The sequence below is a fragment of the Mycobacterium sp. Dal123C01 genome, assembly GCF_052566995.1.
Map to the genome: position 1 here is coordinate 4,003,862 of NZ_CP199580.1, position 26,366 is coordinate 4,030,227.

Below are 26,366 nucleotides of genomic sequence, written 5' to 3' on the forward strand. Positions count from 1 at the left end.
ACGCACCCGCGCTGCCGCGCTAACCGTCGGCGAGGTAGCGCTCGACCGTCGCGACTTTCTGCGTCATCGCGTCCTGCACGCCGACTCGCCAGTCGGCCTTGATCACCGTGCTGACTCTGGGTGCACGAGCGGCCACGGCCTCGACGGCACGCTGCACGACCGCCATCACTTCCTCCCAGGTTTCGCCCTCGATCACGGTGAACATCGAATCCGTCTTGTTGGGCAGGCCGGAATCGCGCACCACGCGAACCGCTTCGGCGACGATCTCGCCAACGCCCTCGCCCACGCCGAGCGGGGTGACGGAAAACGCTACTAGGACAGACACCTGACGAGCGTACCTATCCGGCCTGGCAGCATCGAGCCATGCGGGTTCTGGTGCAACGGGTCTCGTCAGCTGCGGTGTCGATCGATGGCCAAGTGGTGGGTGCCATCCGGCCCGAAGGCCAGGGGCTGCTGGCGTTTGTCGGCGTCACCCACAGCGACGATCTCGACAAAGCACGCCGCCTTGCCGAAAAGCTCTGGAAACTACGTATTCTCGCCGACGAACGTTCCGCGGCAGATATCGATGCGCCGATCTTGGTGGTCAGTCAGTTCACGCTGTACGCCGACACCGCGAAGGGACGCCGGCCGTCCTGGAACGCAGCCGCTCCCGCCGCGCTCGCCGAGCCGTTGGTCGCGGCGTTCGCGGAGGCATTGCGCGGGCTGGGCGCCCATGTCGAGACCGGCGTGTTCGGGGCGAATATGCAGGTCGAACTGGTAAACGACGGACCGGTGACGGTGTTTCTCGAGCTGTGAGGATGTTCCCGCAGGTACCTTGGATAGGTCGGTGCGTTTTGACCGATCCGAATGGGAGGGGCGACCGTGAGCACTGCGCCGGAATCCGGGCCTGAATTTGGGTCGCTCCGTTCCGACGACGACGACTGGGACATCGTCAGCAGTGTCGGCTATACCGCGCTCCTGGTGGCGGGATGGCGCGCGCTGCACGCCCTGAGCCCGCAACCGCTGGTCGCCGACGAATACGCGAAGGTTTTCATCGAGGCTTCGCAGGACCCGTATTTGGCCGGTGTACTTGCCAATCCGGGGAGCACCGAAGGCGAGACGGCCTTTCCGCGTCTCTACGGTGTGCAAACGCGATTCTTCGATGACTTTTTCGGCGCCGCCGGTGACGCAGGTATACCGCAAGCGGTGATCGTCGCCGCCGGATTGGACTCCCGGGCGTATCGCCTCGAATGGCCGCAGGGAACAACTGTTTTCGAAATCGACCAACCGAAGGTCCTGGAGTTCAAGGCACGCGTGCTGGGCGAGCATGGCGCTACGCCCAAAGCAGAGCGGATCGAGGTCGCCGCCGATTTACGCACCGACTGGTCCAGGCCCCTGGAAGCGGCTGGCTTCGACACCGAAAGGCCCAGCGCCTGGTCGGTGGAGGGGATATTGCCCTACCTGACCGATGAGGCCCAAAACACGCTCTTCACCCGGATCAGCGGACTCAGTGCACCCGGCAGCCGGATCGCCATCGGCGCACTGGGATCGCGGCTGGACCATGAGCAGCTCGAAGCGTTGGAAACCAACCACCCCGGCGTCAACATGTCCGGCGACGTGGACTTCTCGGCGCTGACCTACGAGCCCAAGACCGATCCAGCCGAATGGCTGGCCGCACACGGATGGACCGTTGAGCCCGTTCGCAACACCCTTGAGTTGCAGGCCGGCTACGGCATGACGCCGCCGGACGTCGACGTGAAGATCGACAGTTTCATGCATTCGCAGTACATAACGGCAACCCGGTAACGGACGGAGTCGACGTGGTGACGATGACGATGCTCTCCCCCGCCGATGCCATTGCCGAAATCGCCGCCAGCTCACCAGGACCGCGAGTCGGTGCATTCTTCGATCTCGACGGTACGTTGGTCGACGGCTTCACCGCTGCGGTTCACGTCAGCGATCGAATCCGCCGCCGGCAAGTCGGGATCGGTGAGCTCCTCGGCGTGTTCGACGCCGCACTGCGATTCCGATTCGGCCGCCTTGAGTTCGAGCACCTCATCGTCCGGGCCGCGGGTTATCTGCGGGGCGAATCGCTGATCGACCTCGACGAGCTGGGCGAGCGGTTGTTCACCGAACGTGTTGCCTCACGCCTGTATTCGCACATGCGTGAAATCGTGCAGGCGCATCAGGAACGCGGGCATACCGTCGTGATGAGTTCTTCGGCGCTCTCGATTCAGGCGCTGCCGGTCGCCCGCTTTCTCGGCATTTCCAACGTCCAGTGCAATCGGTTCGAGCTCGACGAGCACGGATGCCTGACGGGCGGCATCGTCAAACCGATCGTGTGGGGCACGACGAAAGCGGCTGCGGTGCAACAGTTCTGTGCCGACAACGATGTCGCGGTGCAACGTAGCTACTTCTACGCCGATGGCGATGAGGATGCGGCGTCAATGTCGGTTGTCGGCTATCCCCGACCGGTGAACCCTCGCTCGGGACTGGCCGCCGCGGCCGCAGCGCACGGATGGCCGGTGATGTGCCTCGCGTCGGTGCGGCGCCGGCCGATGCGGACCCTGCGCTATCTGGCGAACCATGTTCGCCGCGAGGCACACCGCGACGCGGACTAAGGCTTCAGCAGAATTTTCACGTCGTCGCCAGACCGTGACTCCGCGGTCGCGTACGCCTTGGCCGCTTCGTCCAGCGGCATTGAGGTGGTGAAGATACCGTCGACGTCGAGCTGGCCGGACTGAAGCAGCGGGATCAACTCCGGCCAGGTGCGCTGCACCGGCGCCGTAGTCATCCGCAGCGTAGTGCTGCGAATCAGGCAGCCCAGGGCGTTGAGCGGGAACGGATTCACGTCGTGCACACCGACAACCGAGACGGTCCCGCCCGGCCGCACCGCGTTCAGAGCATCGGTCAGGGATGCGTCCGTGGCGACGGCGTCGATCACCGCGTCGGCGCCGCGGCCTCCCGTCGCGGCGAGGATCGCCTCGACCGCCGGTGCCTTGATCGGTGTGGCTCCCCACTGGGCGGCACGCTCCAAGCGGCCGTCGACCCGATCGACAGCGAAAACCGTTGCAGCGCCTTGGAAAAGCGCGCTGCGCAGTGAGCATAAGCCGACCGCGCCCAGACCCATCACCGCCACGGTGCCGCCGAACGGAATGTCGGCGCGCTGCGCCGCCGCCCAGCCGGTGGCAAGGTTGTCGGTAAGGAGCAGGGCCTGTTCGGTGCTGATCCCCTCCGGCATCTTCAGTAGCTGGAAATCAGCCGCGGGCACGGCGAGCAGATCGGCTTGTGCACCACCGAGCAGGCCGCCGCCGAAGATCTGAAAGCCGGAGTAGCACATGACCGGGTCGCGGGTGGCACACCCCGGGCAGGCGCCGCAGCCGGTTACCGATGACACCATGACCTGATCCCCGGCCTTGACGGTGCGCACGTCGGGTCCGACATCCACGACGGTGCCGACCGCTTCGTGGCCCAGCGCGATCGGGTCGGGCATCGGAAAATCGGCCTCGTAAAAATGCAGGTCGGATCCGCAGATGCCGGCAGCGGTGACTTCGACGATCGCTCCGTCGGGGCCGGGAAGCACGGGATCGGGCCGGGTGTCGACCCGGATGTTGCGGGGTCCATCGACGACTACCGTGCGCATAGTGGGGTGCTCACTTTCCTTGTCGCACAATAAATTGTGACCAGTCAGGCTCGCGCACCGCGGCCCAGTACTCGTTGAGGCGCCACGGGCTGACGGTGTGGATCTCCCCGTCGGCGTTCTTGAAATAAGAGTGTTTGACTGCGGGATGTGACCACACCATTTTCTTGATCTCGGTCTGGGTCCGCTGATGCCAGTCGGTGGCGGCTTCGGCCCTGGGCTCCATCGAGTGCACGTCTGTTTCGGCCAGGCGCTGCAGGCACTGGTCGATGTAGCGCATCTGGAGTTCGGACTGGAAGATCAGGCTGCCTCCGTGAGCGAGGTGTGTGCCGGGCCCGTAGACAATGAAGAAGTTGGGGAATTCCGGAACCGTGATGCCCAGGTATGCGTACGGGCGGCTCCCCCACTTCTCGTGCAGGTTGATTCCGTTGCGGCCGACCACTTTTAGTGGCCACAACACATCGGTGTGCCGAAACCCCGTGGCGTAGACGATGACATCGGCCTCGTGTGTCACGCCGTCGTCGGTGACGAGCCCGCCGGGGGTGATCTTTTGGATCGGTGTACGGACCAGTTCGACGTTGTCCCGCTGCAGTGTTTGCAACCAGCTGCCGTTGTCCTGCAGGGTCCGTTTTCCACAGGCGGGATAGTCGGGCATCACCTTGGCCAACAGCTCGTTATCGCCGCCGACCTGGCTGGTGATCCACTGGGAGAACATCATTTGGGCGGCGGCGTTGATGTCGCTGACGGCCGTGTCCTGATCGGCATAGTTTGGATCGGCCTCCGCCGCGTCGAGACCCTTGTCCGAGCCGGGCCACAGCACGAGAAACCGGTACCACCTGCCGTAGAAGGGCAGGTTGCGCATCGCCCAGCGCACACCGTCACCGACGTCGTCGTGATACATCGCATTCGGGAACATCCACTGGGCGGTCCGCTGGAACACCGTGAGGTGCTCGACGTCCTCGGCAACGGCTGGTGCGATCTGGAAGCCACTGGCGCCGGCGCCGATCAGTGCGACCCGCTTGCCGGTGACGTCGACCGAGTGATCCCACGCGGCGGAGTGAAACGACGGCCCCGCGAAGCTTTCGGCACCGTCGAATTCGGGGATCTGCGGCCTATTGAGTTGGCCGACCGCGGTGATGAGGGCTCGCGCGCGAAGCGTGCTGGTCTCGCCGTCGGCGTCGCGCAGCGAAACGCTCCACATTCCTTCGTCGTCGTTCCATTCGGCGGCGAGAACCTCGGTGTTCCAACGGATGTGCTCGGCCAAGTCGTGCTTGTTCATCACCCGGGTGAAATAGTCTTGCAGCTCGTCCTGCTCGGCGAAGAAGTGAGTCCAGTCGTTGTTGGGTTCGAAGCTGTAGCAATAGAAATGGTTTGCCACATCCACGCGGGCCCCGGGATAGCTGTTCTCCCACCATGTTCCGCCGGGGCCGGCGTTCTTCTCCACGATCGTGAACGGGATGTTTGCTTGTTTGAGCCGAACGCCGGCCAGGAGGCCGGACTCTCCGCAACCGACGACCAGGACCGGCAGGTCGGCCGCACGCTCGGCCGGTATCGCCGCGGGACGGCGTGGGTCGATCCCGCGGAGGTCGAGTTCTTCTGACACCAGCGCCAGGTAGTCGTCGGGAACGTGCTCGCAGGCTGTCCAGTCCATCATTTCTCTGATGAGCTCAGGGGTTAGCGGCTCCGGCTCGGGGCAGCCGCGGTCGCGATACTCGGTGATCACGGTCAGCGCCTCGGCGCGGGCTCGGGTCTTGTCGTCCTCCGACATGAACCCCTGCACCTCGTTGAGGAAGATGCCCATCTGCTTGAAGTCGCGAATGAATCGCGGGTCGCCGGTGATGTGCACGAGCGACAGCAGCAGGGTGGGGATGCTGACATCCTGCAGAGCAGCCGCGATCTCCGGGTTTGACGTGGTGAAAGGGCGGCCGGAATAGGGGCTGCGCATCGAGCCGATCCTTTCGGTGCATGAGGGGTCCGATTACGCTACTCACCGTTTCGTAATTGGCAGCACTACGGTACCCGCTGCCGACGGAGCGGATCAAGGGTCGTCATCGCATAGCAACGTCTCGGGGTGGTGGAAGGTATTGATGCGTGGTTGGCCGCGATCGAGATGGGGCGGTGGGATCCATTCGGTGTCGCCATTGGCGCGTTTTCGGGTATGCCAGCCGCCGGGTTTGATGAGTCGATGGTGGGACCCGCAGACGAACGTGAGGTTGTCCATGTCGGTGGTCTGGCAGGCGGCGTAGTCGTCGACGTGGTGGACTTCGCAGAGGTAGCCGGGTACGTCGCAGCCGGGTGCTGAGCAGCCACGGTCTCTGGCGTGCAGGACAATTCGTTGGCCGACAGACGCCAATCTCTTGGCGTGATAGAGGCCCATCGCGTGGCCCTTGTCGAAGATCGCCAGGTAGTGGTGGGCGTGGCGGGCCATGCGGACGACGTCGCTCATGGGCAGCAGGGTGCCGCCGCCGGTGAGCGCCTTGCCGGCACCGCCTTCCAATTCCTTGAGGGTGGTGGTGACGACGATTGTTGCCGGTAACCCGTTGTGCTGGCCCAGTTCTCCACTCGCCAGCACGGCGCGTAGCGCGGCCTGCAGTCCGTCATGGTTGCGTTGGCTTGCCGAGCGGGAGTCACGTTGGATCGCCTCCTCCCCTGGCGTTCCGTCGACGACCGGGGTGGGGTCGTCGGGATTGCACATACCTGGAGCGGCCAATTTCGCCTGCACGGCCTCGAAAGTGGCGCGCGCTTCCGGCGTCAGCCATCCGCTGAGCCGTGACATCCCATCGACGTCCTGCATGCCTAACGTCACTCCACGTCGTCGTGCGCGATCTATGTCGGTGAAGTTCCCGTCCGGGTTGAGGCAATAGGCGAGTCGGTCCGCCAGTTTGCGTACCTGTTCAGGGCGAAATTGGGTGGCTTGCTGGGCCAGCTGTCGTTCGGCGCATCCTTGGGTCTCCACGTCGACCCAGTGCGGCAACTGATCGAAAAACTGCCGAATTGCCGCGACCTGGCCGGCCCCGATCGCGCCTTCCCGCTGCGCGGCGGCGGTCGCCGGTAACCGTGGCTCCAACCGCTCGCCGGTCAGCGCGCAGCGTGGGCCCAGGTCGGCGGCCTCAGCCACCCGTCGAGCTGACTCAGCGCGGCTGATGTGCAAGCGGTCGGACAAGGCGTGCGTGAGTTTTCCGCCCAGTTCGTCCGGCATGGCTTGCTGGACCAGCTGATTGATCAGCTGGTGACCAGGAACTTGGACTCGGCGCGTCTCGTGTTCGAGTATCTCCAACAGCCCCAAGCGTTCCGGGTTGGTCAGCGAATCATAGGAATGCCGTTGGATACGAGACACCACGGCGCGCAATTGGTCGTAGTCTCCCTGGATCTCCTCACGGCTCATCAACGTCATGTCCGACGGTCACCGCCGTCGATTGCGCGCCGACCTGGGCGCGCGAATGGGCTCGTCAGTTCATATCGAAGCGAATCGAGCCGGCCCATCAGAAACGCGTAGCGTTCCAGGCTGGCGAGCAGCTCTGGGGTCGTCAGCGAGCCAAGGGGCGCCGCGAGGAAACCAGCAATTGCCGCGTCGAGCTCGTCAAAGGCCGCATCTATACGACCGGAAGAACATATCGAACGCATGTTCGAATCATACGACTGCCTACCGACAGAACGCCGCTACCGAAACCACTGGAACAGAAGTGGCGCAAGTGGTTTCACGGGCGGAGCGCGCGAATTCCAAAGAGGTGGGATCCTTGGGCAATGCCGCAGGACAGACCTAACCAGGTATACGAGCTGTACCTTCGCGCCACGCGGCAACTGGGTCACTATCGCTGGTTCTCGGTGTTCATGAAGCATGTCGGCTCGCGCCTGGACCGGGCGCTGATCCATGCGAGCCGGGGCCGACTGTCGATTAGCGGTCCTGCGATGCCGACAATGCTGCTCACGACGATGGGCAGAAAGAGCGGCAAAGAGCGAACGGTGCCGCTGTACTACCTCCGCGACGGTAAGAATCTGGTGGCCGTGTGCGAGGACTTCGGCCTTGAAACTGCGTCGAGTTGGCCGAAAAACCTGCTTGCCGACCCAACGGCGAGAGTCGAGATTGACGGTGTCGTCGCCAGCTATCTATCGCGGCCCGCCACGGCGGAAGAAGCAGACCGAAACATGCCCACGTTCGTCGAGATGTGGCCGGCGCATGACACCTATGTCAAGCGGAGTGGCACACGACAGGTATTCATCTTCGAGCCGGTGAGTTCGTCGCGTTGACCTTGTTCCATCAGTTGTCACAGGCCGGTGGCTCGCCGATTCGCCCGCCGCAGGTCTGTGACTATTCGGCCCGCTGGGAAACAATAGGGCGACTCGTCGTCTCGGCGGTCGACCGCGGTGGTCGACGATGCCAAGGGGCGAAGCGGAGGTGGACGAACATGGCTCCCCTACTCACGGCCTGCAGCGGGTTCCTCTTCGCCGTCTTGTGGATGGATTTGATGTTCGACGTCCAAGTCTTCCGGTACCGATCCGCCGGTGAGGAATTGCCCGAACCCGTACTCGTTTCGATCACGGGGTACTACCACCGCGCGACGACGGCAGCGCGACCGATGAGCCGGTTGATAGCTCTGGTGATGTTGATTTTGTTGGCCGCGTTAGGGTTTCAGGCAACTCGAGGCCAGGATCAGGGCTGGCTGCTGGTGATATCTGCCGGGCTTGCCGGTATCCCGACGATGGTGGCGCTGACCCAAACGGTCCCCGACGCGATTCGGCTCGGACGTCGCAGCGATAGCGTGTCCGAACAGAGTCACCTGGCGCGGTCGGTCTGCCGCGATCATCTCGTCTGTATCGGCTGCATGTTTGCTTTCTTGGTGCTGTGGGTGGCCCGCACCCTGGCGATCTGACGCGTCGTAGTTGGCAGAGGCAAATCAGGGGGCCCTGGCCACGTCATGGGTGCGGGTATTAAACTAGAACACGTTCCAATTCTGCGAGCGTCCAGGAGTTGTAATGCACACCCCTATTTGCGACGAACTCGGTATCGAGTTCCCGATCTTCGCCTTCACCCACTGCCGCGATGTTGTCGTGGCGGTGAGCAAGGCCGGGGGATTCGGCGTCCTCGGCGCCGTCGGCTTCACGCCCGAGCAGCTGGAAATCGAGCTCAAGTGGATCGACGAGAACATCGGTGACCACCCCTACGGTGTCGACATCGTCATTCCGAACAAGTACGAGGGCATGGACTCACACCAGTCGGCCGAAGATCTGGCCGAGACGCTGCGCAAGATGGTGCCGCAGGACCATCTGGACTTCGGAAAGAAGATCCTGGCCGATCACGGTGTCCCGATCGACGATAGCGACGGCGATACCCTGCAGCTGCTCGGCTGGACCGAGGCGACCGCCACGCCCCAGGTCGAGGTGGCCCTCAAACACCCCAAGGTGAAGATGATCGCCAACGCGCTCGGCACCCCGCCGGCCGAGATGATCAAGCACATCCATGACGCCGGACTCAAGGTGGCCGCGTTGTGCGGGTCCCCCTCACAGGCGCGCAAGCACGCCGACGCGGGCGTCGACATCATCATCGCCCAGGGCGGCGAGGCCGGCGGGCACTGCGGCGAGGTCGGCTCGATCGTGCTGTGGCCGCAGGTCGTCAAGGAGGTCGCGCCGAAGCCGGTGCTGGCCGCGGGCGGTATCGGCAGCGGCGAGCAGATCGCCGCGGCCTTGGCCCTGGGCACCCAGGGTGCGTGGACCGGCTCGCAGTGGCTGATGGTCGAGGAATCCTCGAACACCCCGGTGCAGCAGGCGGCCTACGTCAAGGCCGGCAGCCGCGACACCGTGCGCAGCCGCTCGTTCACCGGTAAGCCGGCCCGGATGCTGCGCAACGACTGGACCGAGGCATGGGAGGCGCCGGACAACCCGAAGCCGCTCGGCATGCCGTTGCAGTACATGGTTTCCGGGATGGCGGTGCGGGCCACGAACAGGTACCCCAACGAGTCCGTTGACGTGGCGTTCAACCCGGTCGGTCAGGTCGTCGGGCAGTTCAACAAGGTGGAGAAGACGTCGACCGTCATCGAGCGCTGGGTGCAGGAGTACCTGGATGCCACGAACAGGCTCGACGAACTCAACGAGGCCGCTACCGTCTGACGGCGACTGCTCGTCGGCTAGTCCTCGTCTACGTCGTACTTGCCGCTGGTAAAGACTTCTTTGGTTCTTTCGACGGCATGTGTCGCGATGTCGATCGAATTCTCGACGATGCCGCTGACACCGCCCTTGAGGTCGCCTCGGATGATGTCGCCGGCGTTTTCGACGATGTCTGAAGCTTTTTCGACGGCATTGGTCGCGATGTCCTTGACCGCGTCCACGGCGTCCCTGGGGTTGACAGCCACCGGAGTCTCCTATCGTTGCGGATCTTTGATCCGACTCTAGAGGGTCAGTAGTTCACCAGGGTGCGCCAATAGTCTTCGGGGATCTCGGCGCCGGTGCGCAATACGCGCGCCAGCCCAACGGCCATCGCCATGCCGAGCAAACCCAGCCACAGGCCGGCCAGTCCGATAACCCCCCAGAGCACGGCGGTAACTGTGGGCCACGGCGATAGCACCGCCAGCACCGGAGCGAAGAAGAAGCCGGTCCCGATGTACCAGGCCGAGCCGGCGCGGTCAGACGTCAGCACGAAGCGCAGCCAGCGAGGAATCGGATACTGGGCCGGCTGACGTTCTGCCATGGTCGTTATTCCGAAGGCGGGAAGAACCCCGCTCCGGTGAACCAGCCTTCTTGCCACCCTTGGGCCCCCAGGCAGAGCATCGGAAGTCCGCGGTCTGACTGTGCCGCCGCTTGCGAGCCCGGGCATTTCGCACCTGCCTGCTGAACTCCGTACAGCGCAGGCGAGATCACCCAGTAGCCGGTGGTGGCCGCCGGGAATTGGTTGGGCGGCGGGAAGTGACAGGCCTCGGCCTGGCCGCTGGGGCCTCGCCCGAAGATGTTGTGCTCGTAGTTGTCGCAGGGCGCGCCCAGCGTCGCGTAATAGTTCATGCCGGGAACGTCGCCTTCCCAATGGCCTGGATCGGCGGCGGCGCACGGCGCCATGCTGATCGCGGAACCCGTTATCGCAATGGCGCTGAATACTTCGCGGATCATCTTCCACCCCGTTCGTGCGTCGCCGGTGACCTGCACCAAAGCATAACGATTGTGGTGCAGGCCACAAAGCCCAGGCGATCGAGCCCGTTGGACGACCCGCTGGGGACTCATGGAGTCGCTCACGACGCGCGAATGGCTCATGCCTTCGGTTGGTCGGCGTCGCTTTTGCCTGTGGACGGGCGACACGCCCGAAACTCGCTGACAGTGAACATGTTGCAATTTGGTTGGTAGATGTTGCGTCAATCCTTCCCAACAGTGGTGTTGCAGTGGTTTATTTGGCACAAGCAATGCGACTAGAAGACTTCGTATCGAGGAGCTGGGCCTTGTCAACTAACGAGACGACCACCAAGGCGATCCCGGATCTGCCCGCCGGGTTCGATTTCACCGATCCAGACATCCACGCCGAGCGGCTGCCCGTCGAGGAACTGGCCGAGCTGCGTCGGACCGCGCCGATCTGGTGGAACGAGCAGCCCGCCGGTTCCGGAGGATTCGATGACGACGGCTACTGGGTGGTGTCCAAGCACAAGGACGTCAAGGAGGTTTCGCGGCGCAGTGACGTGTTCTCCAGCCTGGAGAACACCGCCCTGCCCCGCTATCGCGAGGGCACGGTCCGCGAGCAGCGCGAGACCGGCAAGTACGTGTTGCTCAACATGGACGCCCCGCAACACACCCATCTGCGAAAAATCATCTCCCGTGGCTTCACCCCGCGGGCGGTCGAGCGGTTGCGCGACGACCTCAACGAGCGCGCCCGTCAGATCGTCGCGACCGCCGCCGCTGCGGGTTCCGGCGACTTCGTCGAACAGGTGTCGTGCGAACTACCGCTGCAGGCCATCGCCGGGTTGATGGGTGTGCCCCAGGAAGACCGCATGAAACTGTTCCACTGGTCCAACCAGATGGTGGGCGACATGGATCCTGAGTTCGCCCGCAACGACGCCATGGGCGCCTCGGTCGAACTCATCACCTACGCGATGCAGATGGCCGCCGACCGGGCGCAAAACCCCGGGGACGACATCGTCACCAAGCTGATCGAGGCCGACGTCGACGGGCACAAGCTCTCCGACGACGAATTCGGCTTCTTCGTCATCCTGCTCGCAGTCGCGGGCAACGAGACCACCCGCAACTCGATCACCCAAGGCATGATGGCCTTCACCGACTTCCCGGAGCAATGGGAGCTGTACAAGCGGGATCGTCCCGTCACCACGGCCGACGAGATCGTCCGGTGGGCCACCCCGGTCACGTCGTTCCAGCGGACCGCGCTGGAGGACTACGAGTTGTCCGGCGTGCAGATCAAAAAGGGCCAGCGGGTCGTAATGGTCTATCGGTCAGCCAATTTCGACGAGGAAGTCTTCGAGGACCCGTTCGCCTTCAACATCCTGCGTGATCCCAACCCGCATGTGGGATTCGGTGGCACCGGCGCGCATTACTGCATCGGCGCCAACTTGGCGCGGATGACGATCGACCTGATGTTCAACGCCATCGCCGACGCCATGCCCGGTCTGGAATCGATCAGCAAGCCCGAGCGGCTGCGGTCGGGCTGGCTCAACGGAATCAAGCACTGGCAGGTCGACTATCACACCAACGGGTCTGGGCAATGCCCTGTCGCGCATTGAGATACGGATTCGACCGGGGGTAGGCCGATGCCGACGCATCAAGCAGTCCAGATACAGTCGCCGGGCGGGTCTTTGGAGTTGGCCGAGGTCGAAACGAAGCCGCCGGGTCGTGACGAGGTACGGCTGACGGTTTCCGCGTGCGGCATATGCGGCACTGACCGCGCATTCGCCTCCGGTGGCTTCCCGAACATGACGTGGCCGCTGACCCTGGGGCACGAAATCGCCGGAACCATCGCTGAACTCGGCGAGGGTGTCGAAGGCTTCGCGGTCGGGGATCGGGTCGCGGTCGGCTGGTTCGGTGGAAACTGCAATCGCTGCGACCAATGCCGCAAAGGCGCCTTCATCCACTGCCTGAACGGCAAGGTGCCCAGCTATCAGTACCCCGGTGGGTACGCGCAGTCGGTGACGGTACCGAGCAATGCGTTGGCCCGCATACCGTCGGAGCTCTCCGATGTCGAGGCCGCCCCGTTGGGCTGCGCCGGCGTCACGACCTACAACGCGCTGCGCCACACCAAGGCGTTGCCCGGCGACCGGGTCGCGGTCATCGGCATCGGCGGGCTCGGCCATCTCGGCGTGCAGTTCGCCCGGGCGATGGGTTTCGAGACTATTGCGATCGCTCGCGGCGCGGCCAAAGAAGAAGATGCCCGGAAGCTGGGCGCTCATCACTACATCGACTCCACGGCCGGTGACGTCGCCAAAGCGCTGCAGGCCCTGGGCAGCGCAACGGTCGTCCTGGGCACCGCCGCGAACTCCGCGGCGATGGCTCAAACCGTCGATGGGTTGCTCCCCCAAGGTGAACTGGTCACCATCGGGGCTACCACCGACCCGCTGCCGATCAGTCCCCTACAGCTGATCATTCCGGGGAAAAGCATCGTTGGCCATCCGTCAGGAACTGCGAAAGACGTCGAAGACACAATGCATTTCGCCGTGCTGTCGGGTGTGCGGACGTGGATCGAGGAGCTGCCACTAGCGCAGGCCGCCGAGGGCTACGCGGCCATGGAGCAAGGGCGAGCGCATTACCGCACCGTTTTGACCATGTGAATACAGTCGGTCTGTGACCGACTTGTGGACTCTCGATCCTGCTGATGGCGAACTGCGTCTGCGTACCGGCGTCAAGGGCCGGGCCGCGCGGATGGGTCATCGCCTCAGCATCGCGATGACACGCTGGCAGGCAACCGTGCGATGGGCCGGCGCCGACCCCGTCGCCGCGGAGCTTGCGGTCGAGGCGGACTCGTTCAAGGTGGTGAGCGGCCAGGGTGGCCTCAAGGGGCTCTCCGGTCCCGAGAAAGCCCTGGTGCGCTCGAACGCGTTGAGCTCGTTGGACGCCGGCCGCTTCTCGGAGATCCGCTTCACCGCCGACGCCATCGAGCGGACCGAAAAGGGCTTCCGGCTTACCGGCACGCTGCAGATTCGCGGGAAGCAGAAGCAGCACGTAATTGACTTGCACACAGAGGATCTCGGCGATTCCTGGCGAATGTCGGCCGAATCCACGGTTCGCCAGTCCGATTTCGGCATCAAGCCATACTCGCTGCTGATGGGTTCGGTGCAGGTCGCCGACGACGTGACGTTGTCTTTCACCGCGGTTCACGCCAAGGACGATTGAACGCCACTGGCGGTACTCGTCAGCGCGTGTATCCTCGGTGGTGATTCATTACTACTGCTAAGTATCTAGTGCGTGCCTTGCCGTGCCGAAAGGGGTCGAAATGCCTCGTACAGATAACGATTCGTGGGACCTGGCGACCAGCGTCGGAGCAACCGCAACGATGGTGGCCGCCGCCCGGGCGGTTGCCACGAAGGCCGACAAGCCACTGATCGACGATCCCTTCGCCGAGCCCCTGGTGCGGGCCGTGGGAATCGAATTCCTCGCTCGATGGGCCAACGGGGATATCGACGCGGCCGACATCGACGGTGCTGACGATGCGTGGGGTTTGCAGCGGATGGCCGACCTGATGAGTGTGCGGACGCCGTACTTCGATGCGTTTTTCCGGGATGCGATGGACGCGGGTATCCGTCAGGCCGTCATCCTGGCATCGGGACTGGATGCGCGCGCCTACCGGTTGTCGTGGCCGGCCGGGGCCACGGTGTTCGAGATCGACCAGCCCGAAGTGATCCAATTCAAGAACTCCACGCTCGCCGATCTGGATGCACAGCCGACGACGGAGCTGCGCGTTGTACCGATCGATCTACGCCACGATTGGCCAACGGCGTTGCGGGAAAAGGGCTTTGACGCTTCCCAGCCCAGCGCATGGATCGCTGAGGGGTTGCTTGCGTTCCTGCCGCCGGACGCTCAGGATCGCTTGCTGGACAACATCACCAGCCTCACTGCACCGGGAAGTCGTTTGGCTGCTGAGATTTTCGGAAGCCAGCCGGATGAAAACGGAGAGCAGGCGCCGGACATGGTTGGGGTTGCCGGCGAGCGCTGGCGCGAGCACGGGTTCGATGTGGAACTTGCCGACTTGCGCTACGACGTCGAGCGCAACGACGTTGCCGCATATTTGGATCGTCGGGGCTGGCAGACGGAAACCAGGACGCTGAACGAATTGTTCGCCGACAACGGCCTACCCGAAATACCGCAAACCGCAGGCAATCCCGCCGCCAACGCCTATTACTGCACAGCGATCCGGCAGCCCTAAGCCCGGCCGCTGCCGCGGGGGTTTGAACCTTAAGGCTGCGTCGGTGTGCTGGGCGTCGCCGGTTCGCCGGTGTCGCCGGGTATGTGTTCGAGCACTCTCGTCAAGTACGGTTGCGGGCCATTCGGGTCGGGTTGCTGCGCGGCGGGAGTGCCTTGCTCCTCCGGTGCGCCCGACTTCGAAACCGGTTCACCGGCGGGGGCCGACCGCGGCACGGATGCCTCGGCCGTTGGCGCCGGTGCGACAGCGGGTGCGACGGCCGCGGCGACTTCTGGTGTCGGTCCGTGCACCACGTGCTTGCTCGATGCGTGCCCCGCGTCCGGAGCGAGCTGGATACCGACGGCCATCGCGAGCGACGAGACGAAAGTGATCGCACCGGCGGCCAGCGCGGTCACGGCCCCCGCGTAGGACAGCTGCCCGGGCCGTGGCGGTGCGGCGGGTGTGGGTTCGCTGGCGTGCGCGACCAGTGCCTCGTCGGTGAACTCGGTGCTTCGAGCGGCCGCGAGCGCCGCGCCGCGTGCGACCGTCACCTGTGCCATGGTCTGCGCGAAAACCGGTACCGGTAACGCCTTTTCGAGCTGCCACGAGAATCCGTTGATGTCGCTGTCAGCGCCGACGACAACCACGGCGCCCGGGCGCCACCCGGTCCGGTCAAACATGCCGGTCAGCCACGACCGCAGCCCGTCGAACCCGCCGCTGATGTGCTTGACGACCGTTTGCGTCTCGCCGTCGTGGGTGTCGACCATGACAACGGTCGCCCGCTCGTGTTCGAGAACGCAGACCGCCGTCTGCTCGTACCCGATGACGGGGGCGATTGCCCGGGCCAGGGTCTCGACGGCCTCGAGCAACCGAACCGGCACTACATTGTCGAAGCCGGCGTCGGTCAATGCCTCGAGCAGGAGTGCGGCTTGGGCGGCCGCCTCGTCGTTCCACGTCACTCCGATGACACGCAGATGGTGATCGCTCGCATCGGCGTGCGCGTCCACCCGCAATACCTCTTGTGCGACCTGCTCTGCGGTACTCACGGCACGCACGCCCTGCTCGGCGTTCAGTGCCGACTCCTGATGGTCCAGGATGGTGCCGTCTGCGCCGTGCCCCTCAGCGAGGACCCACCCGAAGGTGGTCGGCGTCAGTGATAGCCCTAGTACCGTGTCCAAAATTTGCACCTCAATCATCCCCGGTCTCCGACGGGCCCTGCGAAACCATCGCGCACCCTAAAGTCTGCTGGTGCGGTGATTCGTGAGGGCCGGAACGGACCGGGTTAGCGTTCGGTCTCCATCGGCTTGCTTCGAGAGAGCCTACGCGGTCGTGGCGGGTTCGGCTGCACCGATATCAGATCCGGGGAAAACCCGCGCGGACCCGCTACTGACACCGGAATCGAACTAATCGTCGAACCCGTCAGGGACGCCGGCCCTGCCTCGCCGGCGGTGGTCCGCCGCCGTACCGCGCGTCAATTCGGGTAGTCGTTCGGCTGATTGGTCGTCGCCGTAGGGCGTGTCGAAATCCGTCGACATCGTGATTAGACGCGCTTTGTAGCTCACGTTGTCGCATGCCGCTCCCCTGTTGCCCGGTTCTTGGCGAAAGGCTCGCTGCCTGGCGTTTTGCCCGGAAAATCGCCAAAAAAGGGGGTGTTGAAGCGGGCGCTGGCTTTGCCGACCACCTAGCGAAAGTGATTTATTTTCGGCAGTCGCCGATACAAAACTGGGATGACAACGCGCCCCAATCGACATTTGACCTATTCACACGGTAAATTCTCCGAGGGCACCACGCGACTACGTACGACCGATAAGGGGCGCAGGTATGACAGACGTGAGCAAGAAGATCCGGGCCTGGGGGCGCCGGCTTTTAGTCGGTGCGGCAGCGGCGGTGACCCTGCCTGGCCTGATCGGTCTTGCCGACGGTGCGGCGACCGCGAATGCGTTCTCGCGGCCTGGCCTGCCCGTCGAATACCTGCAGGTTCCGTCGGCGGGGATGGGTCGCAATATCAAGATCCAATTCCAGAGCGGCGGATCCGGCTCTCCCGCGGTGTACCTGCTCGACGGGCTGCGGGCTCAGGACGACTACAACGGCTGGGACATCAACACCCCCGCGTTCGAGTGGTACTACAAGTCGGGCCTGTCGATCGTCATGCCCGTCGGTGGCCAGTCGAGCTTCTACACCGACTGGTACCGCCCGGCGTGCGGGAAGGCCGGCTGCTCGACCTACAAATGGGAGACGTTCCTGACCAGCGAGCTGCCCGGGTACCTGGCGTCGGAGAAGGGCGTCAAGGCGAACGGTAGCGCCGCGGTCGGGATCTCTATGGCGGGTGCATCGTCAATGAACCTGGCGATCTACCACCCCGCTCAGTTCGTCTACGCCGGTTCGCTGTCCGGCTACCTCAGCCCGTCCACCGGGCAGAGCTGGATAGGTCTGGCGATGGGCGATGCCGGCGGCTATAAGAAGGAAGACATGTGGGGGCCAGATAGCGACCCCGCGTGGCAACGCAACGACCCCCTGGTCAACGTCGGCCAACTCGTTGCCAATAACACCCGGCTCTGGGTGTACTGCGGCAACGGGACTCCGAACGAACTGGGCGGTGGCAATTTGCCGGCTACGTTCCTTGAGAGCAACTTCATGATCGGCGTCAACAAGAAGTTCCAAGACGCCTACAACGCAGCGGGCGGCCACAACGCCGTGTTCAACTTCCCCAACTACGGAACCCACAGCTGGGAGTACTGGGGAGCTCAGCTCAACGCGATGAAGGGTGACCTGCAGAGCAGCTTGGGTGCTTCCCCGGGCGGCGGCGGATAACCTCTTAATACCGGATGTCGCTACTGCGCTTGACGACCAACGTCAGGCGCAGTAGCGCGTTAAGGGCCTTTCTGACTGCGGCGTTGACGCTCCCCGCCGCCACGCTGTTGGCAACACACGCACGAGCCGACACCAGTGCACTGACCGAGTTGGTCGATGCCGCCGCGCAACGGCTGCAAATCGCCGAGCCGGTCGCCGCGTTTAAATGGAATTCACATGGCGCCATTGAGGATCCGGGCCGCGTGCACGACGAACTCGCCAACGTGAGCGCCGACGCCGCAGGCGAACACATCGACCCGGACTACGTCACCCGGGTATTCGGCGACCAGATCAACGCCACCGAAGCGATCGAGTACAGCCGCTTCGCGGATTGGAAGCTGCACCCGTCGAGCGCGCCCGCCGGCTCACCCGACCTGTCGGCGTCACGGTCGACGATCGACGGCCTCAACCAAACGATGCTGACTCAGCTCGTTGCCCGCTGGGACCTGCTGCATTCGCCGGCGTGCGCCCCACAGCTGGACGCCGCGAGGACCGCCGCTATACGTGCTCACCAGCTCGAAAGCCTCTACCAGCAGGCCCTGTCGTTGGCCACTCAGTCGTATTGCGCTTAATTACTCGGATCCGGCCGGCCGTATCCTGACGTGCCGATTTTCATTCCCCTAGAAATGCCATAAATTTCTTATCTCGCGAATCAATCAAATCGGTAACGCTTCATGCACACATGCCGAATTGCTTGACATGAGAAACTTGGGGAAGCCTCTCGTGAAGGCCGCCGTCATCGGCGGGTTCATTGCCGCCTCCCTGGGTCCGTCGACTGGTGAGGCGGGCGCCGACCCCACTCCCAACTGGGACGCAATCGCGCAGTGCGAGTCCGGCGGCAACTGGCACGCCAACACCGGGAACGGCGTATATGGCGGGTTGCAGTTCAAGCCGGCCACCTGGGCCCAGTACGGCGGCGTCGGCAATCCGGCGGCAGCCTCCAGGGAGCAGCAAATCGCCGTTGCCAACCGTCTTTTCGCGGACCAGGGCGTGGAGCCCTGGCCGAAGTGCGGCGCTCAGTCGGGCCTCCCCATCGGCTGGTACTCGCACCCGGCACAGGGCATCAAGGAGCTCATCAACGGGCTGATTCGGGCAGCCATGCCACACTGATATCAACCCCATCTGCGTCTATCCCCGGGCGCAAGCATGTGTTTGGATCGGGCCATGGAAGGTTCGGCAACAGTTCATATGGCGGCATCCGCGGACAAGATCTGGGATCTGATCGCGGACGTCCGTAACACCGGGAGGTTCTCGCCCGAAGTAATGGAGGCGCAGTGGCTGGGCGGCGTGAATGGCCCGGCCTCGGCGCCAAATTCCGCGGTCACGTCAAGCGAAACGAGATCGGGCCGGTTTATTGGACGACGTGCGAAGTGACGGCGTGCGAGCCCGGCCGTGAATTCGGTTTCTCGGTTCTCCTCGGCGACCGGGCGGTGAACAACTGGCACTACCGCTTGGCACCTTCGGCCGCCGGCACGGATGTCACCGAGTCATTCCGGCTCAACCCGGCACCGTGGCTCGGCGTCTACTGGTTGTTTGGCGGCTTTCTGCGCAAGCGCCGCAACGTCCGTGATATGACCAAGACGCTGAACCGCATCAAAGATGTGGTCGAGGCGGGCTGACCAGGAAGGCTTGCATGCCAGGCTCCGGAAACAGGGATGTCAAATCGGTCTTCATCACTGGTGCGGGCAGTGGGATGGGCCGTGAAGGAGTCAGGCTCTTCCACGCCAACGGCTGGCGGGTCGGTGCCGTGGACCGCGACGCTGATGGTCTGACGGCCCTCGGCCAGGAGCTCGGCGACGAACGACTGTGGACTCGCACCGTCGACGTGACGGTCAAGGCGGACCTGGATGGCGCCCTGGCCGACTTTTGTGCCGGCAATGCCGACGGCGCGCTGGACATGATGTGGAACAACGCCGGCATCGGCGAATCCGGCTGGTTCGAGGATGTGCCTTATGACGCCACGATGCGCGTCGTCGAGGTGAATTTCAAAGCCGTGCTGACCGGCGCCTACGGGTCACTCCCCTACCTCAAGCGGACTCCCGGCAGTCTGATGTTCTCGACGTCGTCGTCATCGGCTACCTACGGAATGCCGCGCATCGCCGTCTATTCGTCGACCAAGCATGCGGTCAAGGGACTGACCGAGGCGCTGAGCGTGGAATGGCAGCGCCATGGTGTGCGGGTTGCCGACGTCCTCCCCGGTCTGATCGACACCGCCATCCTGACCACGACACGCAACCACTCCGACGATGGCGGCGCGCCGATGACCGCTGACGAGCTGCGCGCCCGCGCACCCAAGAGGGGGATGCTCCGGCTGATGCCGGCGACCAGCGTCGCCGAAGCTGCGTGGCAGGCCTACCACAACCCGAAGCGGTTGCATTGGTACGTGCCCAAGAGCATTCGCTTGATCGACCTGCTCAAGGGCCTGAGCCCGGAATTTGTCCGAGGCCGCATCGCCAAATCGTTGCCCGGGCTGATGCCCAAGCGGCCGTAAAGGAGCTGAAGTGATGCAGTACAGGTTGGTCGCGGCCGCGTTTGTCCTGGTCGCCAGTGCGGCGGGCTGCGCGGAGCCCCAGACGACGCCGCGCGCCGCCGCGCATCTGACCATCGACGGGTCCAGCCATGCGGCACGTCCTCCCGCGTGTAGCCAGGTTCAGTCCTACCGGACCATCGATATCCGCGACCGTGACGGCCAGGTTGAAGCGGTGGTGTTGCTCAGCGCTTCTCGGGCCATCCCCCAATGGGTGAAGATCCGCAACGTCGACGGGTTCACCGGAAGCTTCTGGCAAGGCGGGGTGGGCGATGCACACGTCGACGTGACCAACAGTGCGTACACGATCACCGGCAGCGCCTACGGCATCAACAGCAGCGATCCCAACAAGGTCATCACGACGGACTTCAAGATCACCGCGGAGTGCTGAAACTCCCCGGGTCACCGCGGGCGGTCTCGGCCGCACCGGATCTACGCTTTCCCAAACCACCTGTTGGACGGAGGGGCTGTGAAGGAGCGGTTGCACTGGCTGGCGATGCACGGGTTCATTCGGGGCGTCATGGCGATCGGACTCCGCAGCGGTGACATTCAGGCCAGGCTGATCGCCGACCCGGCGGTGGCGGCCGACCCGGTGCCGTTCTGCGACGAACTGCACGCACTCGGCCCAATGGTGAAGACCCGCATCGGCTATTTGGCTATCGACCACGCCGTAACCCACAGCCTGCTGCGATCCGACGATTTCCGGGTGCTGGTGTTGGGATCAAATCTGCCGGCCCCGGTGCGGTGGCTGGAGCGCCGCGCTCGCGACGATCTTCTGCATCCGCTGCGCGAACCGTCGTTGCTGGCCGTCGAGCCGCCGGATCACACGCGCTACCGCAAGACGGTGTCGGCGGTGTTCACGTCGCGGGCGGTCGCCGCGCTGCGTGATCGCGTGGAGGAGACCGCGGCCAACCTGTTGGACGAGCTGGCCAACGAGTCCGGTGTGGTGGACATCGTCGGACGGTATTGCTCGCAACTTCCGGTCGCCATCATCAGCGAGATCTTGGGTGTGCCCGAACGGGACCGGCCGCGCGTCCTGCAGTTCGGTGAGTTGGCCGCCCCGAGTCTGGACTTCGGATTGCCGTGGCGCCAATACCGCAGGGTGCAGCAAGGGATCGCCGGATTCAACTTCTGGCTCGTCGATCACCTGCAGCAATTGCGGCGCACGCCTGGCGACGATTTGATGAGCCAGATGATTCAGACAGCTGAAAGCGGTTCTGCCGAAACGCAGCTCAACGAAAACGAACTGATCGCGATTGCCGCGTTGGTGTTGGCCGCTGGGTTCGAGACCACGGTGAACCTGTTGGGCAACGGAATTCGCATGTTGCTGGACGCGCCCGAGCATCTCGAAACGTTGCGCGAGCGTCCTGAGCTGTGGCCCAACGCCGTTGAAGAGATCCTGCGGTTGGATTCGCCGGTGCAACTCACCGTCCGCAAGGCCCTCAATGACGTCGAGCTCGCGGGCAGTCTGATCAAAGGCGGAGACGTGGTGCTGCTTTACCTGGCCGCCGCCAACCGGGATCCGTCCGTGTTCCCCGATCCGCATCGCTTCGACATCGAACGCCCCAATGCGGGAAAGCATCTCGCATTCTCCGGGGGCCGGCACTTCTGCCTGGGCGCTGCCCTAGCCCGCGCCGAAGGCGAAGTTGGACTGCGGGCCTTCTTCGACCGGTTCCCCGACGCGCGGGCAGCTGGTGCCGGGACCAGGCGGGACACCCGGGTGCTGCGGGGCTGGTCGACCCTGCCGGTAGCGCTGGGGCGGGCGCGATCGATGGCTCCGGTCGCTTCGCCCGCAGGCTGATCATTGCCGAGTGAGATAGCGGTCGAACCAGACCAACAGCCGCTGCCAGGCATCGGCCGCAGCCGCGGCGTTGTAGCGGGGGCCGGTGTCGTTGAAGAAGGCATGGTCGGCGTTGGGTTCCACAACCAAGTCGTTGACCAGCCCGGACCGGTCGAGAGCGGCTTTGGCCGTCGCTTGCGAGCCGGTGACCCTGGTGTCCAGGGCGCCGTAGATGCCCAGCACCGCTGCCTTGGACCCGGTGAAGTCGGGGTTGGGAGGTAACGGTCCGTAGAACGGGACCGCGGCCGAGACTCCCAGCGCGCCGGCGTCCAGCAGTTGCCACACCAGTCCCCCGCCGAAGCAGAAGCCGACGACTCCGACCTTCTGCCCCGGCGCGCGAAGCTTTAGTTCCGCGACGCCGGAGTTCATGTAATGGGTGAACTGTTCCGGCGCGATGGCGCTGAGCGCCGCGGTGGCCTCCGCCGGATCCCGGAACGCCGCGGTTCCGCCATTCTCGGACAACAGGTCTATGGCGAGCGCCGAATATCCGGCCCCGGCCAATCGACCGGCGACCGATCGTACCCAGTCGTTCAGTCCCTTGTTCTCATGAATGACCAGCACGGCGCCCTTGGGATTGGCCGCCTGCGCAAATGCCCCTTGCAGCTGACCCGCTGACCCAGCCCACGAGATCGGCGAAGTCGGCAATGCGTTCGCCATGCCGGGCGGTTGTGCTGGGCCAGTTGATGTTTCGGGGGGTGACGAGGGTTTGGGAGCTTCGGACTGGTCTTGCTGCCTGGAGCAGGCGGCGAGGAGCGCGGTCGCTGCCGCGGTACCCAAGCCGAGCAGCGATAGCCGCCGCATGGCTTCGCGTCTGGTCAGCAGGCCGTCGACGTGGTCGGTGGCGATCTCGTCGGCGATGTAGCGCTGGAGCGGATTCACCTTCGCGAGTATCCGCTCGAGACGGCGTGGTTGACACCCGTGCGGCGAGCGAGTTTATTTGCCGCTATGACAGAAGTTTCTATGATCGCGGTCGGGGATGTCGTAGTCGGGCTGTGGCGGGCGCTTTCCCGGCGGGATTGGGATGCGGTCAAGACGTCCCTGGCCGAGGATTGCCTGTACGTCGACATGCCGGTCCCCGCGATGGCGGCGCGTGGTCCCGAAGACATCGTCAAACGACTCAAGATGGGGCTCGATGCGCTGGCGGGCTACGAAAACCACGACGGTCTGCTGCTGTCCGACGGCACCGATGTGATGTACGAGCATTCCGAAACGTGGACTTTCACGTCGGGTGAACAGGGTGTCCTGAGATTCGTCACGGTACATAAAGTCGTCGACGGAAAGATCACGGTCTGGAAGGACTACTGGGACATGAACAGTCTGCTCAGCTTCGCACCTCCGAACCATTTCGAGGCATTGGCATCCGGCGATACCTCATGGATTTTCGATGCTTCAGGATTGATCTAGGCCCCTTTTTTGTTGCTCGTAGTCTTGCTAAGCGCCTACACGAGACCATCGGTCTAGAGATCTGGTGCGTTAGTTACCCGTGAGTATCTAGTATGTGCCTCAGATCTCGGTTAATATCGGCACCGACCGAATCGGGTCTGAATGCGGTGGTGGGCGCCTTCATGCCAGCTATTTGTTGTTCGGAGTCGGGAGCGGTCTCTTTTTGTGCCTCCTGACGCCGCACCCCGGTTCATTTGAGCCGGGCGATACCTGGACGAACGGAGTGCGATATGTCGCGCGTAACCAACAAAATCGGGGTTGCCATGATCCTGGGCTTCACCGCTATGACGGCTTCGGGATGCTCGCCGATTTTTTCGCTTTTATCTTTTTGATGCCTTGACGCGTGCGGATGTTTTCGACGCTTCGGGTCTGATCTGAAACATCGTTCCTTCGCGCGCGGACGCGTACGGCGCATTGTGTGTCCGGCTCGGAGCGTCGTCGGTGAGTGCGGCCGGTACTCGCCAACGGCGCCCGCGCCTTCACTTGCGCAAAGTGATGCCTGGACGAAGGGAGTACGGATGCCGCGCATAACCAGCAAAGTCAAATTTGGCCTTGCCGGCATGGCGGCTTAAAGATGCTGACCGACATTCGCCCTGTTCGCTTGTTAAAGCCTTGGCAATCAGCATGCCCGCCTAGGCTTTTCGTGCGCCAGCGGACGGCGTACCGGGGGCAGGCTTTGTCGGTGGCCCGAGGTCGCGCACGCCGGCAGCATCAGTCGGCAAAGCGACACGGAGACATTACTGGTGAGAAACCGGGCACGTCTAGCAAATCTTGGGTTAGTATCTGCACCGGCCGAATCGGGTCTGAATGCGGTGGTGGGCGCCTTCATGCCGGCTATTTGTTGTTCGGAGTCGGGAGCGGCCATTTCTTGCGCCTCCTGACGCCATCGACCCGGCTCCAATCTGAGTCGGGCACAAATCGGGACGAATGGAGTGCGTTATGTCGGGCATCACCAAAAAGATCACTGTCGCTGTAATCCTTGGAGTCACCGCTCTGACGGCGTCGGGATGCACGCCGGTCTTATCGCTCATCACCGTAACTATGTAAGTCCGCGTGGCTTGTCGCACTGTGTGCCGGGCACGCTACGGGTAAACGCCAGTTGAGCTGTTTGCACCGTCCGGAGCCCCCGACCATGACATGACGCCCTCGGGTAGGCATCATGTTTGTCCGCGCAGTGCGGGTTCTCATCAACGCAGTGCTGTAGAGCAGGCTGATCGCCTGTTGGGTTAGCGAGTGCGCTTGATGTGCGGAGTAACGCGCTAGGCCGGCATTTTCGCCGTGTCATGCGCGGTGTTTGTCGTGGGTCCGGGCCGCGAGTTGTTTGCGGCCCGGACACCGCGGACTGCACGCCGCCCCATTTCTCAACGGACGTGGTTTATCTGCCACCATCATTACTGATGATGGTGGCAGGAGCAGGTCAATGGGCTCGGACTACGCGGTGGACGATGGCGGCGCTTCTGTGAGGTGTGCCGGCATCCCGTCTTCGTCGTGTTCGCATGGACTTCCTCGCGGACGCCTCAATCACATCGCGACGGGGAGGACGACCTGATGCCGCGTTTCGAAACTGAAATGGAAGTCTGCCCTGACTGCCGACGGACAACCGAGGCCACGGTCGAGTACATCCGCGACAGCGACGGCAACGTTATCAAGAGGCTGGTGCGCGACATCAACTGCCGATACGCCGACTGCCCGGGTAGCGAAGTACCCCCACACTGGGGCTAGGCAATGTAGTGGCTGGCCACGTGCAGGGCTCGAGATTCTGCAGTCGCGAACACGAGCCGGGCACCTAACGCGTCAGAATCTGTCCGGCTTTCTGCCACTCCAGATCCGCATCCCCTTGCGCGCCAACTGATCTTGATGTTGGTTCGATTGAGAATCGCTGTGCGCCAATGTCTTTCGCGAGAACATACCGCTACCCCGGAGCAGGGGCCGGAACCGTACCGGCAGAACGAAAATCCGGAAAAAATCTTGCGATGATTTTCGCGAAAACCCTCGTGATCAAGGTCTTTGGCGTCGTATTGTACGTGTGTCTCGGGCAAACAGATCGGCACTCTATTACAGATTGTCCTCAGACGAACGGGGGTAATACCATGTCACGTCTCAGCAGTAAAATTGTCGTCGCCTTGATCCTCGGATTCACCGCGCTTACAGCATCGGGGTGCACGATCCCTCTCACCATCGATCCCGGCGGGTCGGGCTTGGTCTTTATGTAAGGAACTCAGCAGTCGTGGGGTGAGTCCGCGATAGTCCCTGTGCGAGCAGGGATTATCGCGGATCTCCGCTCTATCGCCTGGCTGAAGCGGGGCCAGTGTGTTGACGTTGCGGCGCTGGCGGTCGTCCGTATTTGACCGCCGAAACCAATGTGCTGCCAGGGTGATTGGGCTAGTCGGCCGTTGGCGGGCGGATGCGTATTCGTCTCCGCGCACGTCAGCGCCACTGTTCGCGACGGTTCCAGCGATGTCGCGACACTCCCCGAGGCCCAACCGCCGGTGGCCTAGTGCTGCTGCAGCACAACAGCTTACGGGTGACTGAGCTCAGTCAGGTGGTCGTTATCACGGTGAGCAGGTAAATGGATCGCAATTGATAGTGACCGGGAATGTGCACCCCGACGCTGTCGCGGCGGTGAAGGTGAGAATCAAGGCGACCATGATTTTGCTCGTGCGACGTGACATGCAACTGCCCCCGTTCGTGTCTGAACGATCTGTTGCCGAATATATGAATTTGTGCCCACCCGAGTTACCCGAGAACGTTTAGTGTACGCCGCCAAGCCCGC

27 protein-coding genes and 1 pseudogene are annotated in these 26,366 nt (G+C 63.6%); 18 read left to right on the forward strand and 10 right to left on the reverse strand.

The features are described from left to right. Positions 1-19: 19 nt before the first annotated feature. A complete protein-coding gene (locus ACTXG5_RS18900) occupies positions 20-325 on the reverse strand; it encodes an MTH1187 family thiamine-binding protein (protein WP_445160246.1) in 306 nt (101 codons plus the stop codon). A 38-nt stretch (positions 326-363) separates the two neighbouring features. Between ACTXG5_RS18900 and dtd the strand changes: the two genes are divergently transcribed. The 3 genes from dtd (at position 364) to ACTXG5_RS18915 (ending at position 2,600) form a co-directional block, all read left to right on the forward strand. After that, positions 364-795, forward strand: coding sequence for a D-aminoacyl-tRNA deacylase (dtd, locus tag ACTXG5_RS18905; RefSeq protein WP_445160247.1), 432 nt, complete (start codon positions 364-366; stop codon positions 793-795). A 66-nt stretch (positions 796-861) separates the two neighbouring features. Further along, positions 862-1,785: a class I SAM-dependent methyltransferase gene (locus tag ACTXG5_RS18910; RefSeq protein WP_445160248.1), complete on the forward strand. Its 924-nt coding sequence runs from the start codon at positions 862-864 to the stop codon at positions 1,783-1,785. Between the two features lie 23 nt (positions 1,786-1,808). Further along, positions 1,809-2,600 carry an HAD-IB family hydrolase gene (locus tag ACTXG5_RS18915; RefSeq protein ID WP_445164494.1) on the forward strand — a complete coding sequence of 264 codons (792 nt, stop codon included), beginning with the start codon at positions 1,809-1,811 and terminating at the stop codon, positions 2,598-2,600. Here ACTXG5_RS18915 and ACTXG5_RS18920 read toward each other — a convergent pair. From ACTXG5_RS18920 to ACTXG5_RS18930, 3 genes are all read right to left on the reverse strand, one after another. Continuing rightward, a complete protein-coding gene (locus ACTXG5_RS18920) occupies positions 2,597-3,622 on the reverse strand; it encodes an alcohol dehydrogenase catalytic domain-containing protein (protein ID WP_445160249.1) in 1,026 nt (341 codons plus the stop codon). The two genes, ACTXG5_RS18915 and ACTXG5_RS18920, sit on opposite strands and share 4 nt — an antisense overlap. Positions 3,623-3,632: 10 nt before the next feature. Continuing rightward, complete coding sequence (locus ACTXG5_RS18925) at positions 3,633-5,564, reverse strand: flavin-containing monooxygenase (protein ID WP_445160250.1); 1,932 nt, start codon at positions 5,562-5,564, stop codon at positions 3,633-3,635. A 93-nt stretch (positions 5,565-5,657) separates the two neighbouring features. Beyond that, entirely contained in the window at positions 5,658-7,013 is a 1,356-nt protein-coding gene (locus tag ACTXG5_RS18930; protein WP_445160251.1) for an HNH endonuclease signature motif containing protein, read from the reverse strand. A gap of 350 nt (positions 7,014-7,363) precedes the next feature. Between ACTXG5_RS18930 and ACTXG5_RS18935 the strand changes: the two genes are divergently transcribed. The 3 genes from ACTXG5_RS18935 (at position 7,364) to ACTXG5_RS18945 (ending at position 9,724) form a co-directional block, all read left to right on the forward strand. Then, positions 7,364-7,867 (forward strand): nitroreductase/quinone reductase family protein, encoded by a 504-nt coding sequence (locus ACTXG5_RS18935; protein WP_445160252.1) that lies wholly within the window; start codon positions 7,364-7,366, stop codon positions 7,865-7,867. Between the two features lie 158 nt (positions 7,868-8,025). Further along, a complete protein-coding gene (locus tag ACTXG5_RS18940; protein WP_445160253.1) occupies positions 8,026-8,490 on the forward strand; it encodes a hypothetical protein in 465 nt (154 codons plus the stop codon). Positions 8,491-8,593: 103 nt separating this feature from the next. Beyond that, positions 8,594-9,724 carry a nitronate monooxygenase gene (locus ACTXG5_RS18945; RefSeq protein ID WP_445160254.1) on the forward strand — a complete coding sequence of 377 codons (1,131 nt, stop codon included), beginning with the start codon at positions 8,594-8,596 and terminating at the stop codon, positions 9,722-9,724. A gap of 17 nt (positions 9,725-9,741) precedes the next feature. On the opposite strand, the gene ACTXG5_RS18950 is transcribed toward ACTXG5_RS18945, so the two are convergent. From ACTXG5_RS18950 to ACTXG5_RS18960, 3 genes are read right to left on the reverse strand one after another with little or no spacing between them, the layout of a single operon-like run. After that, a complete protein-coding gene (locus tag ACTXG5_RS18950) occupies positions 9,742-9,966 on the reverse strand; it encodes an Rv1893 family protein (RefSeq protein WP_445160255.1) in 225 nt (74 codons plus the stop codon). 44 nt (positions 9,967-10,010) lie between these two features. After that, positions 10,011-10,301 carry a hypothetical protein gene (locus ACTXG5_RS18955; RefSeq protein WP_445160256.1) on the reverse strand — a complete coding sequence of 97 codons (291 nt, stop codon included), beginning with the start codon at positions 10,299-10,301 and terminating at the stop codon, positions 10,011-10,013. A gap of 5 nt (positions 10,302-10,306) precedes the next feature. Further along, positions 10,307-10,714 (reverse strand): hypothetical protein, encoded by a 408-nt coding sequence (locus ACTXG5_RS18960; protein ID WP_445160257.1) that lies wholly within the window; start codon positions 10,712-10,714, stop codon positions 10,307-10,309. 323 nt (positions 10,715-11,037) lie between these two features. Here ACTXG5_RS18960 and ACTXG5_RS18965 point away from each other — a divergent pair, with 323 nt between their 5' ends. The 4 genes from ACTXG5_RS18965 (at position 11,038) to ACTXG5_RS18980 (ending at position 14,957) form a co-directional block, all read left to right on the forward strand. Next, entirely contained in the window at positions 11,038-12,324 is a 1,287-nt protein-coding gene (locus ACTXG5_RS18965; RefSeq protein WP_445160258.1) for a cytochrome P450, read from the forward strand. Between the two features lie 27 nt (positions 12,325-12,351). Beyond that, a complete protein-coding gene (locus ACTXG5_RS18970; protein WP_445160259.1) occupies positions 12,352-13,365 on the forward strand; it encodes an alcohol dehydrogenase catalytic domain-containing protein in 1,014 nt (337 codons plus the stop codon). Between the two features lie 22 nt (positions 13,366-13,387). Beyond that, positions 13,388-13,927, forward strand: coding sequence for a YceI family protein (locus ACTXG5_RS18975; RefSeq protein ID WP_445164495.1), 540 nt, complete (start codon positions 13,388-13,390; stop codon positions 13,925-13,927). Positions 13,928-14,027: 100 nt separating this feature from the next. Continuing rightward, complete coding sequence (locus ACTXG5_RS18980; protein WP_445160260.1) at positions 14,028-14,957, forward strand: SAM-dependent methyltransferase; 930 nt, start codon at positions 14,028-14,030, stop codon at positions 14,955-14,957. 29 nt (positions 14,958-14,986) lie between these two features. Here ACTXG5_RS18980 and ACTXG5_RS18985 read toward each other — a convergent pair whose 3' ends face one another. Next, entirely contained in the window at positions 14,987-16,111 is a 1,125-nt protein-coding gene (locus ACTXG5_RS18985; RefSeq protein ID WP_445164496.1) for a DUF7159 family protein, read from the reverse strand. Positions 16,112-16,754: 643 nt separating this feature from the next. Here ACTXG5_RS18985 and ACTXG5_RS18990 point away from each other — a divergent pair. From ACTXG5_RS18990 to ACTXG5_RS19020, 7 genes and pseudogenes are all read left to right on the forward strand, one after another. Then, positions 16,755-17,744, forward strand: a complete 990-nt coding sequence (locus ACTXG5_RS18990) for an esterase family protein (protein WP_445160261.1) — start codon at positions 16,755-16,757, stop codon at positions 17,742-17,744. 14 nt (positions 17,745-17,758) lie between these two features. After that, positions 17,759-18,355, forward strand: coding sequence for a chorismate mutase (locus ACTXG5_RS18995; protein WP_445160262.1), 597 nt, complete (start codon positions 17,759-17,761; stop codon positions 18,353-18,355). 127 nt (positions 18,356-18,482) lie between these two features. Next, the gene (gene rpfC / locus ACTXG5_RS19000; RefSeq protein ID WP_445160263.1) at positions 18,483-18,893 is read left to right on the forward strand and encodes a resuscitation-promoting factor RpfC; all 411 of its coding nucleotides are present in this window, start codon (positions 18,483-18,485) and stop codon (positions 18,891-18,893) included. A 36-nt stretch (positions 18,894-18,929) separates the two neighbouring features. After that, a pseudogene (locus ACTXG5_RS19005) lies at positions 18,930-19,402 on the forward strand (SRPBCC family protein). 14 nt (positions 19,403-19,416) lie between these two features. Beyond that, entirely contained in the window at positions 19,417-20,274 is an 858-nt protein-coding gene (locus ACTXG5_RS19010) for an SDR family oxidoreductase (RefSeq protein WP_445160264.1), read from the forward strand. 13 nt (positions 20,275-20,287) lie between these two features. Next, positions 20,288-20,701: a lipoprotein LpqH gene (locus tag ACTXG5_RS19015; RefSeq protein ID WP_445160265.1), complete on the forward strand. Its 414-nt coding sequence runs from the start codon at positions 20,288-20,290 to the stop codon at positions 20,699-20,701. Between the two features lie 78 nt (positions 20,702-20,779). Beyond that, positions 20,780-22,111: a cytochrome P450 gene (locus ACTXG5_RS19020; RefSeq protein ID WP_445160266.1), complete on the forward strand. Its 1,332-nt coding sequence runs from the start codon at positions 20,780-20,782 to the stop codon at positions 22,109-22,111. Here the strand turns inward: ACTXG5_RS19020 and ACTXG5_RS19025 are convergent, their stop codons facing one another. Beyond that, positions 22,112-23,029 (reverse strand): dienelactone hydrolase family protein, encoded by a 918-nt coding sequence (locus tag ACTXG5_RS19025; RefSeq protein ID WP_445160267.1) that lies wholly within the window; start codon positions 23,027-23,029, stop codon positions 22,112-22,114. A gap of 81 nt (positions 23,030-23,110) precedes the next feature. On the opposite strand from ACTXG5_RS19025, the gene ACTXG5_RS19030 reads away from it, so the two are divergent. After that, the gene (locus ACTXG5_RS19030; protein ID WP_445164497.1) at positions 23,111-23,554 is read left to right on the forward strand and encodes a limonene-1,2-epoxide hydrolase family protein; all 444 of its coding nucleotides are present in this window, start codon (positions 23,111-23,113) and stop codon (positions 23,552-23,554) included. 518 nt (positions 23,555-24,072) lie between these two features. On the opposite strand, the gene ACTXG5_RS19035 is transcribed toward ACTXG5_RS19030, so the two are convergent. Then, positions 24,073-24,219, reverse strand: a complete 147-nt coding sequence (locus tag ACTXG5_RS19035; protein WP_445160268.1) for a hypothetical protein — start codon at positions 24,217-24,219, stop codon at positions 24,073-24,075. Positions 24,220-26,366 lie beyond the last annotated feature (2,147 nt).

What these genes read in the sequence shown, in the direction of transcription:
- dtd (WP_445160247.1), top strand. Translation starts at nt 364, where the DNA reads ATGCGGGTTCTGGTGCAACGGGTCTCGTCAGCTGCGGTGTCGATCGAT.
- ACTXG5_RS18915 (WP_445164494.1), top strand. Translation starts at nt 1,809, where the DNA reads ATGACGATGCTCTCCCCCGCCGATGCCATTGCCGAAATCGCCGCCAGC.
- ACTXG5_RS18920 (WP_445160249.1), bottom strand. Translation starts at nt 3,622, where the DNA reads ATGCGCACGGTAGTCGTCGATGGACCCCGCAACATCCGGGTCGACACC.
- ACTXG5_RS18925 (WP_445160250.1), bottom strand. Translation starts at nt 5,564, where the DNA reads ATGCGCAGCCCCTATTCCGGCCGCCCTTTCACCACGTCAAACCCGGAG.
- ACTXG5_RS18930 (WP_445160251.1), bottom strand. Translation starts at nt 7,013, where the DNA reads ATGACGTTGATGAGCCGTGAGGAGATCCAGGGAGACTACGACCAATTG.
- ACTXG5_RS18935 (WP_445160252.1), top strand. Translation starts at nt 7,364, where the DNA reads ATGCCGCAGGACAGACCTAACCAGGTATACGAGCTGTACCTTCGCGCC.
- ACTXG5_RS18940 (WP_445160253.1), top strand. Translation starts at nt 8,026, where the DNA reads ATGGCTCCCCTACTCACGGCCTGCAGCGGGTTCCTCTTCGCCGTCTTG.
- ACTXG5_RS18945 (WP_445160254.1), top strand. Translation starts at nt 8,594, where the DNA reads ATGCACACCCCTATTTGCGACGAACTCGGTATCGAGTTCCCGATCTTC.
- ACTXG5_RS18955 (WP_445160256.1), bottom strand. Translation starts at nt 10,301, where the DNA reads ATGGCAGAACGTCAGCCGGCCCAGTATCCGATTCCTCGCTGGCTGCGC.
- ACTXG5_RS18960 (WP_445160257.1), bottom strand. Translation starts at nt 10,714, where the DNA reads ATGATCCGCGAAGTATTCAGCGCCATTGCGATAACGGGTTCCGCGATC.
- ACTXG5_RS18970 (WP_445160259.1), top strand. Translation starts at nt 12,352, where the DNA reads ATGCCGACGCATCAAGCAGTCCAGATACAGTCGCCGGGCGGGTCTTTG.
- ACTXG5_RS18980 (WP_445160260.1), top strand. Translation starts at nt 14,028, where the DNA reads ATGCCTCGTACAGATAACGATTCGTGGGACCTGGCGACCAGCGTCGGA.
- ACTXG5_RS18990 (WP_445160261.1), top strand. Translation starts at nt 16,755, where the DNA reads ATGACAGACGTGAGCAAGAAGATCCGGGCCTGGGGGCGCCGGCTTTTA.
- ACTXG5_RS18995 (WP_445160262.1), top strand. Translation starts at nt 17,759, where the DNA reads ATGTCGCTACTGCGCTTGACGACCAACGTCAGGCGCAGTAGCGCGTTA.
- rpfC (WP_445160263.1), top strand. Translation starts at nt 18,483, where the DNA reads ATGAGAAACTTGGGGAAGCCTCTCGTGAAGGCCGCCGTCATCGGCGGG.
- ACTXG5_RS19010 (WP_445160264.1), top strand. Translation starts at nt 19,417, where the DNA reads ATGCCAGGCTCCGGAAACAGGGATGTCAAATCGGTCTTCATCACTGGT.
- ACTXG5_RS19015 (WP_445160265.1), top strand. Translation starts at nt 20,288, where the DNA reads ATGCAGTACAGGTTGGTCGCGGCCGCGTTTGTCCTGGTCGCCAGTGCG.
- ACTXG5_RS19030 (WP_445164497.1), top strand. Translation starts at nt 23,111, where the DNA reads ATGATCGCGGTCGGGGATGTCGTAGTCGGGCTGTGGCGGGCGCTTTCC.
- ACTXG5_RS19035 (WP_445160268.1), bottom strand. Translation starts at nt 24,219, where the DNA reads ATGCTGATTGCCAAGGCTTTAACAAGCGAACAGGGCGAATGTCGGTCA.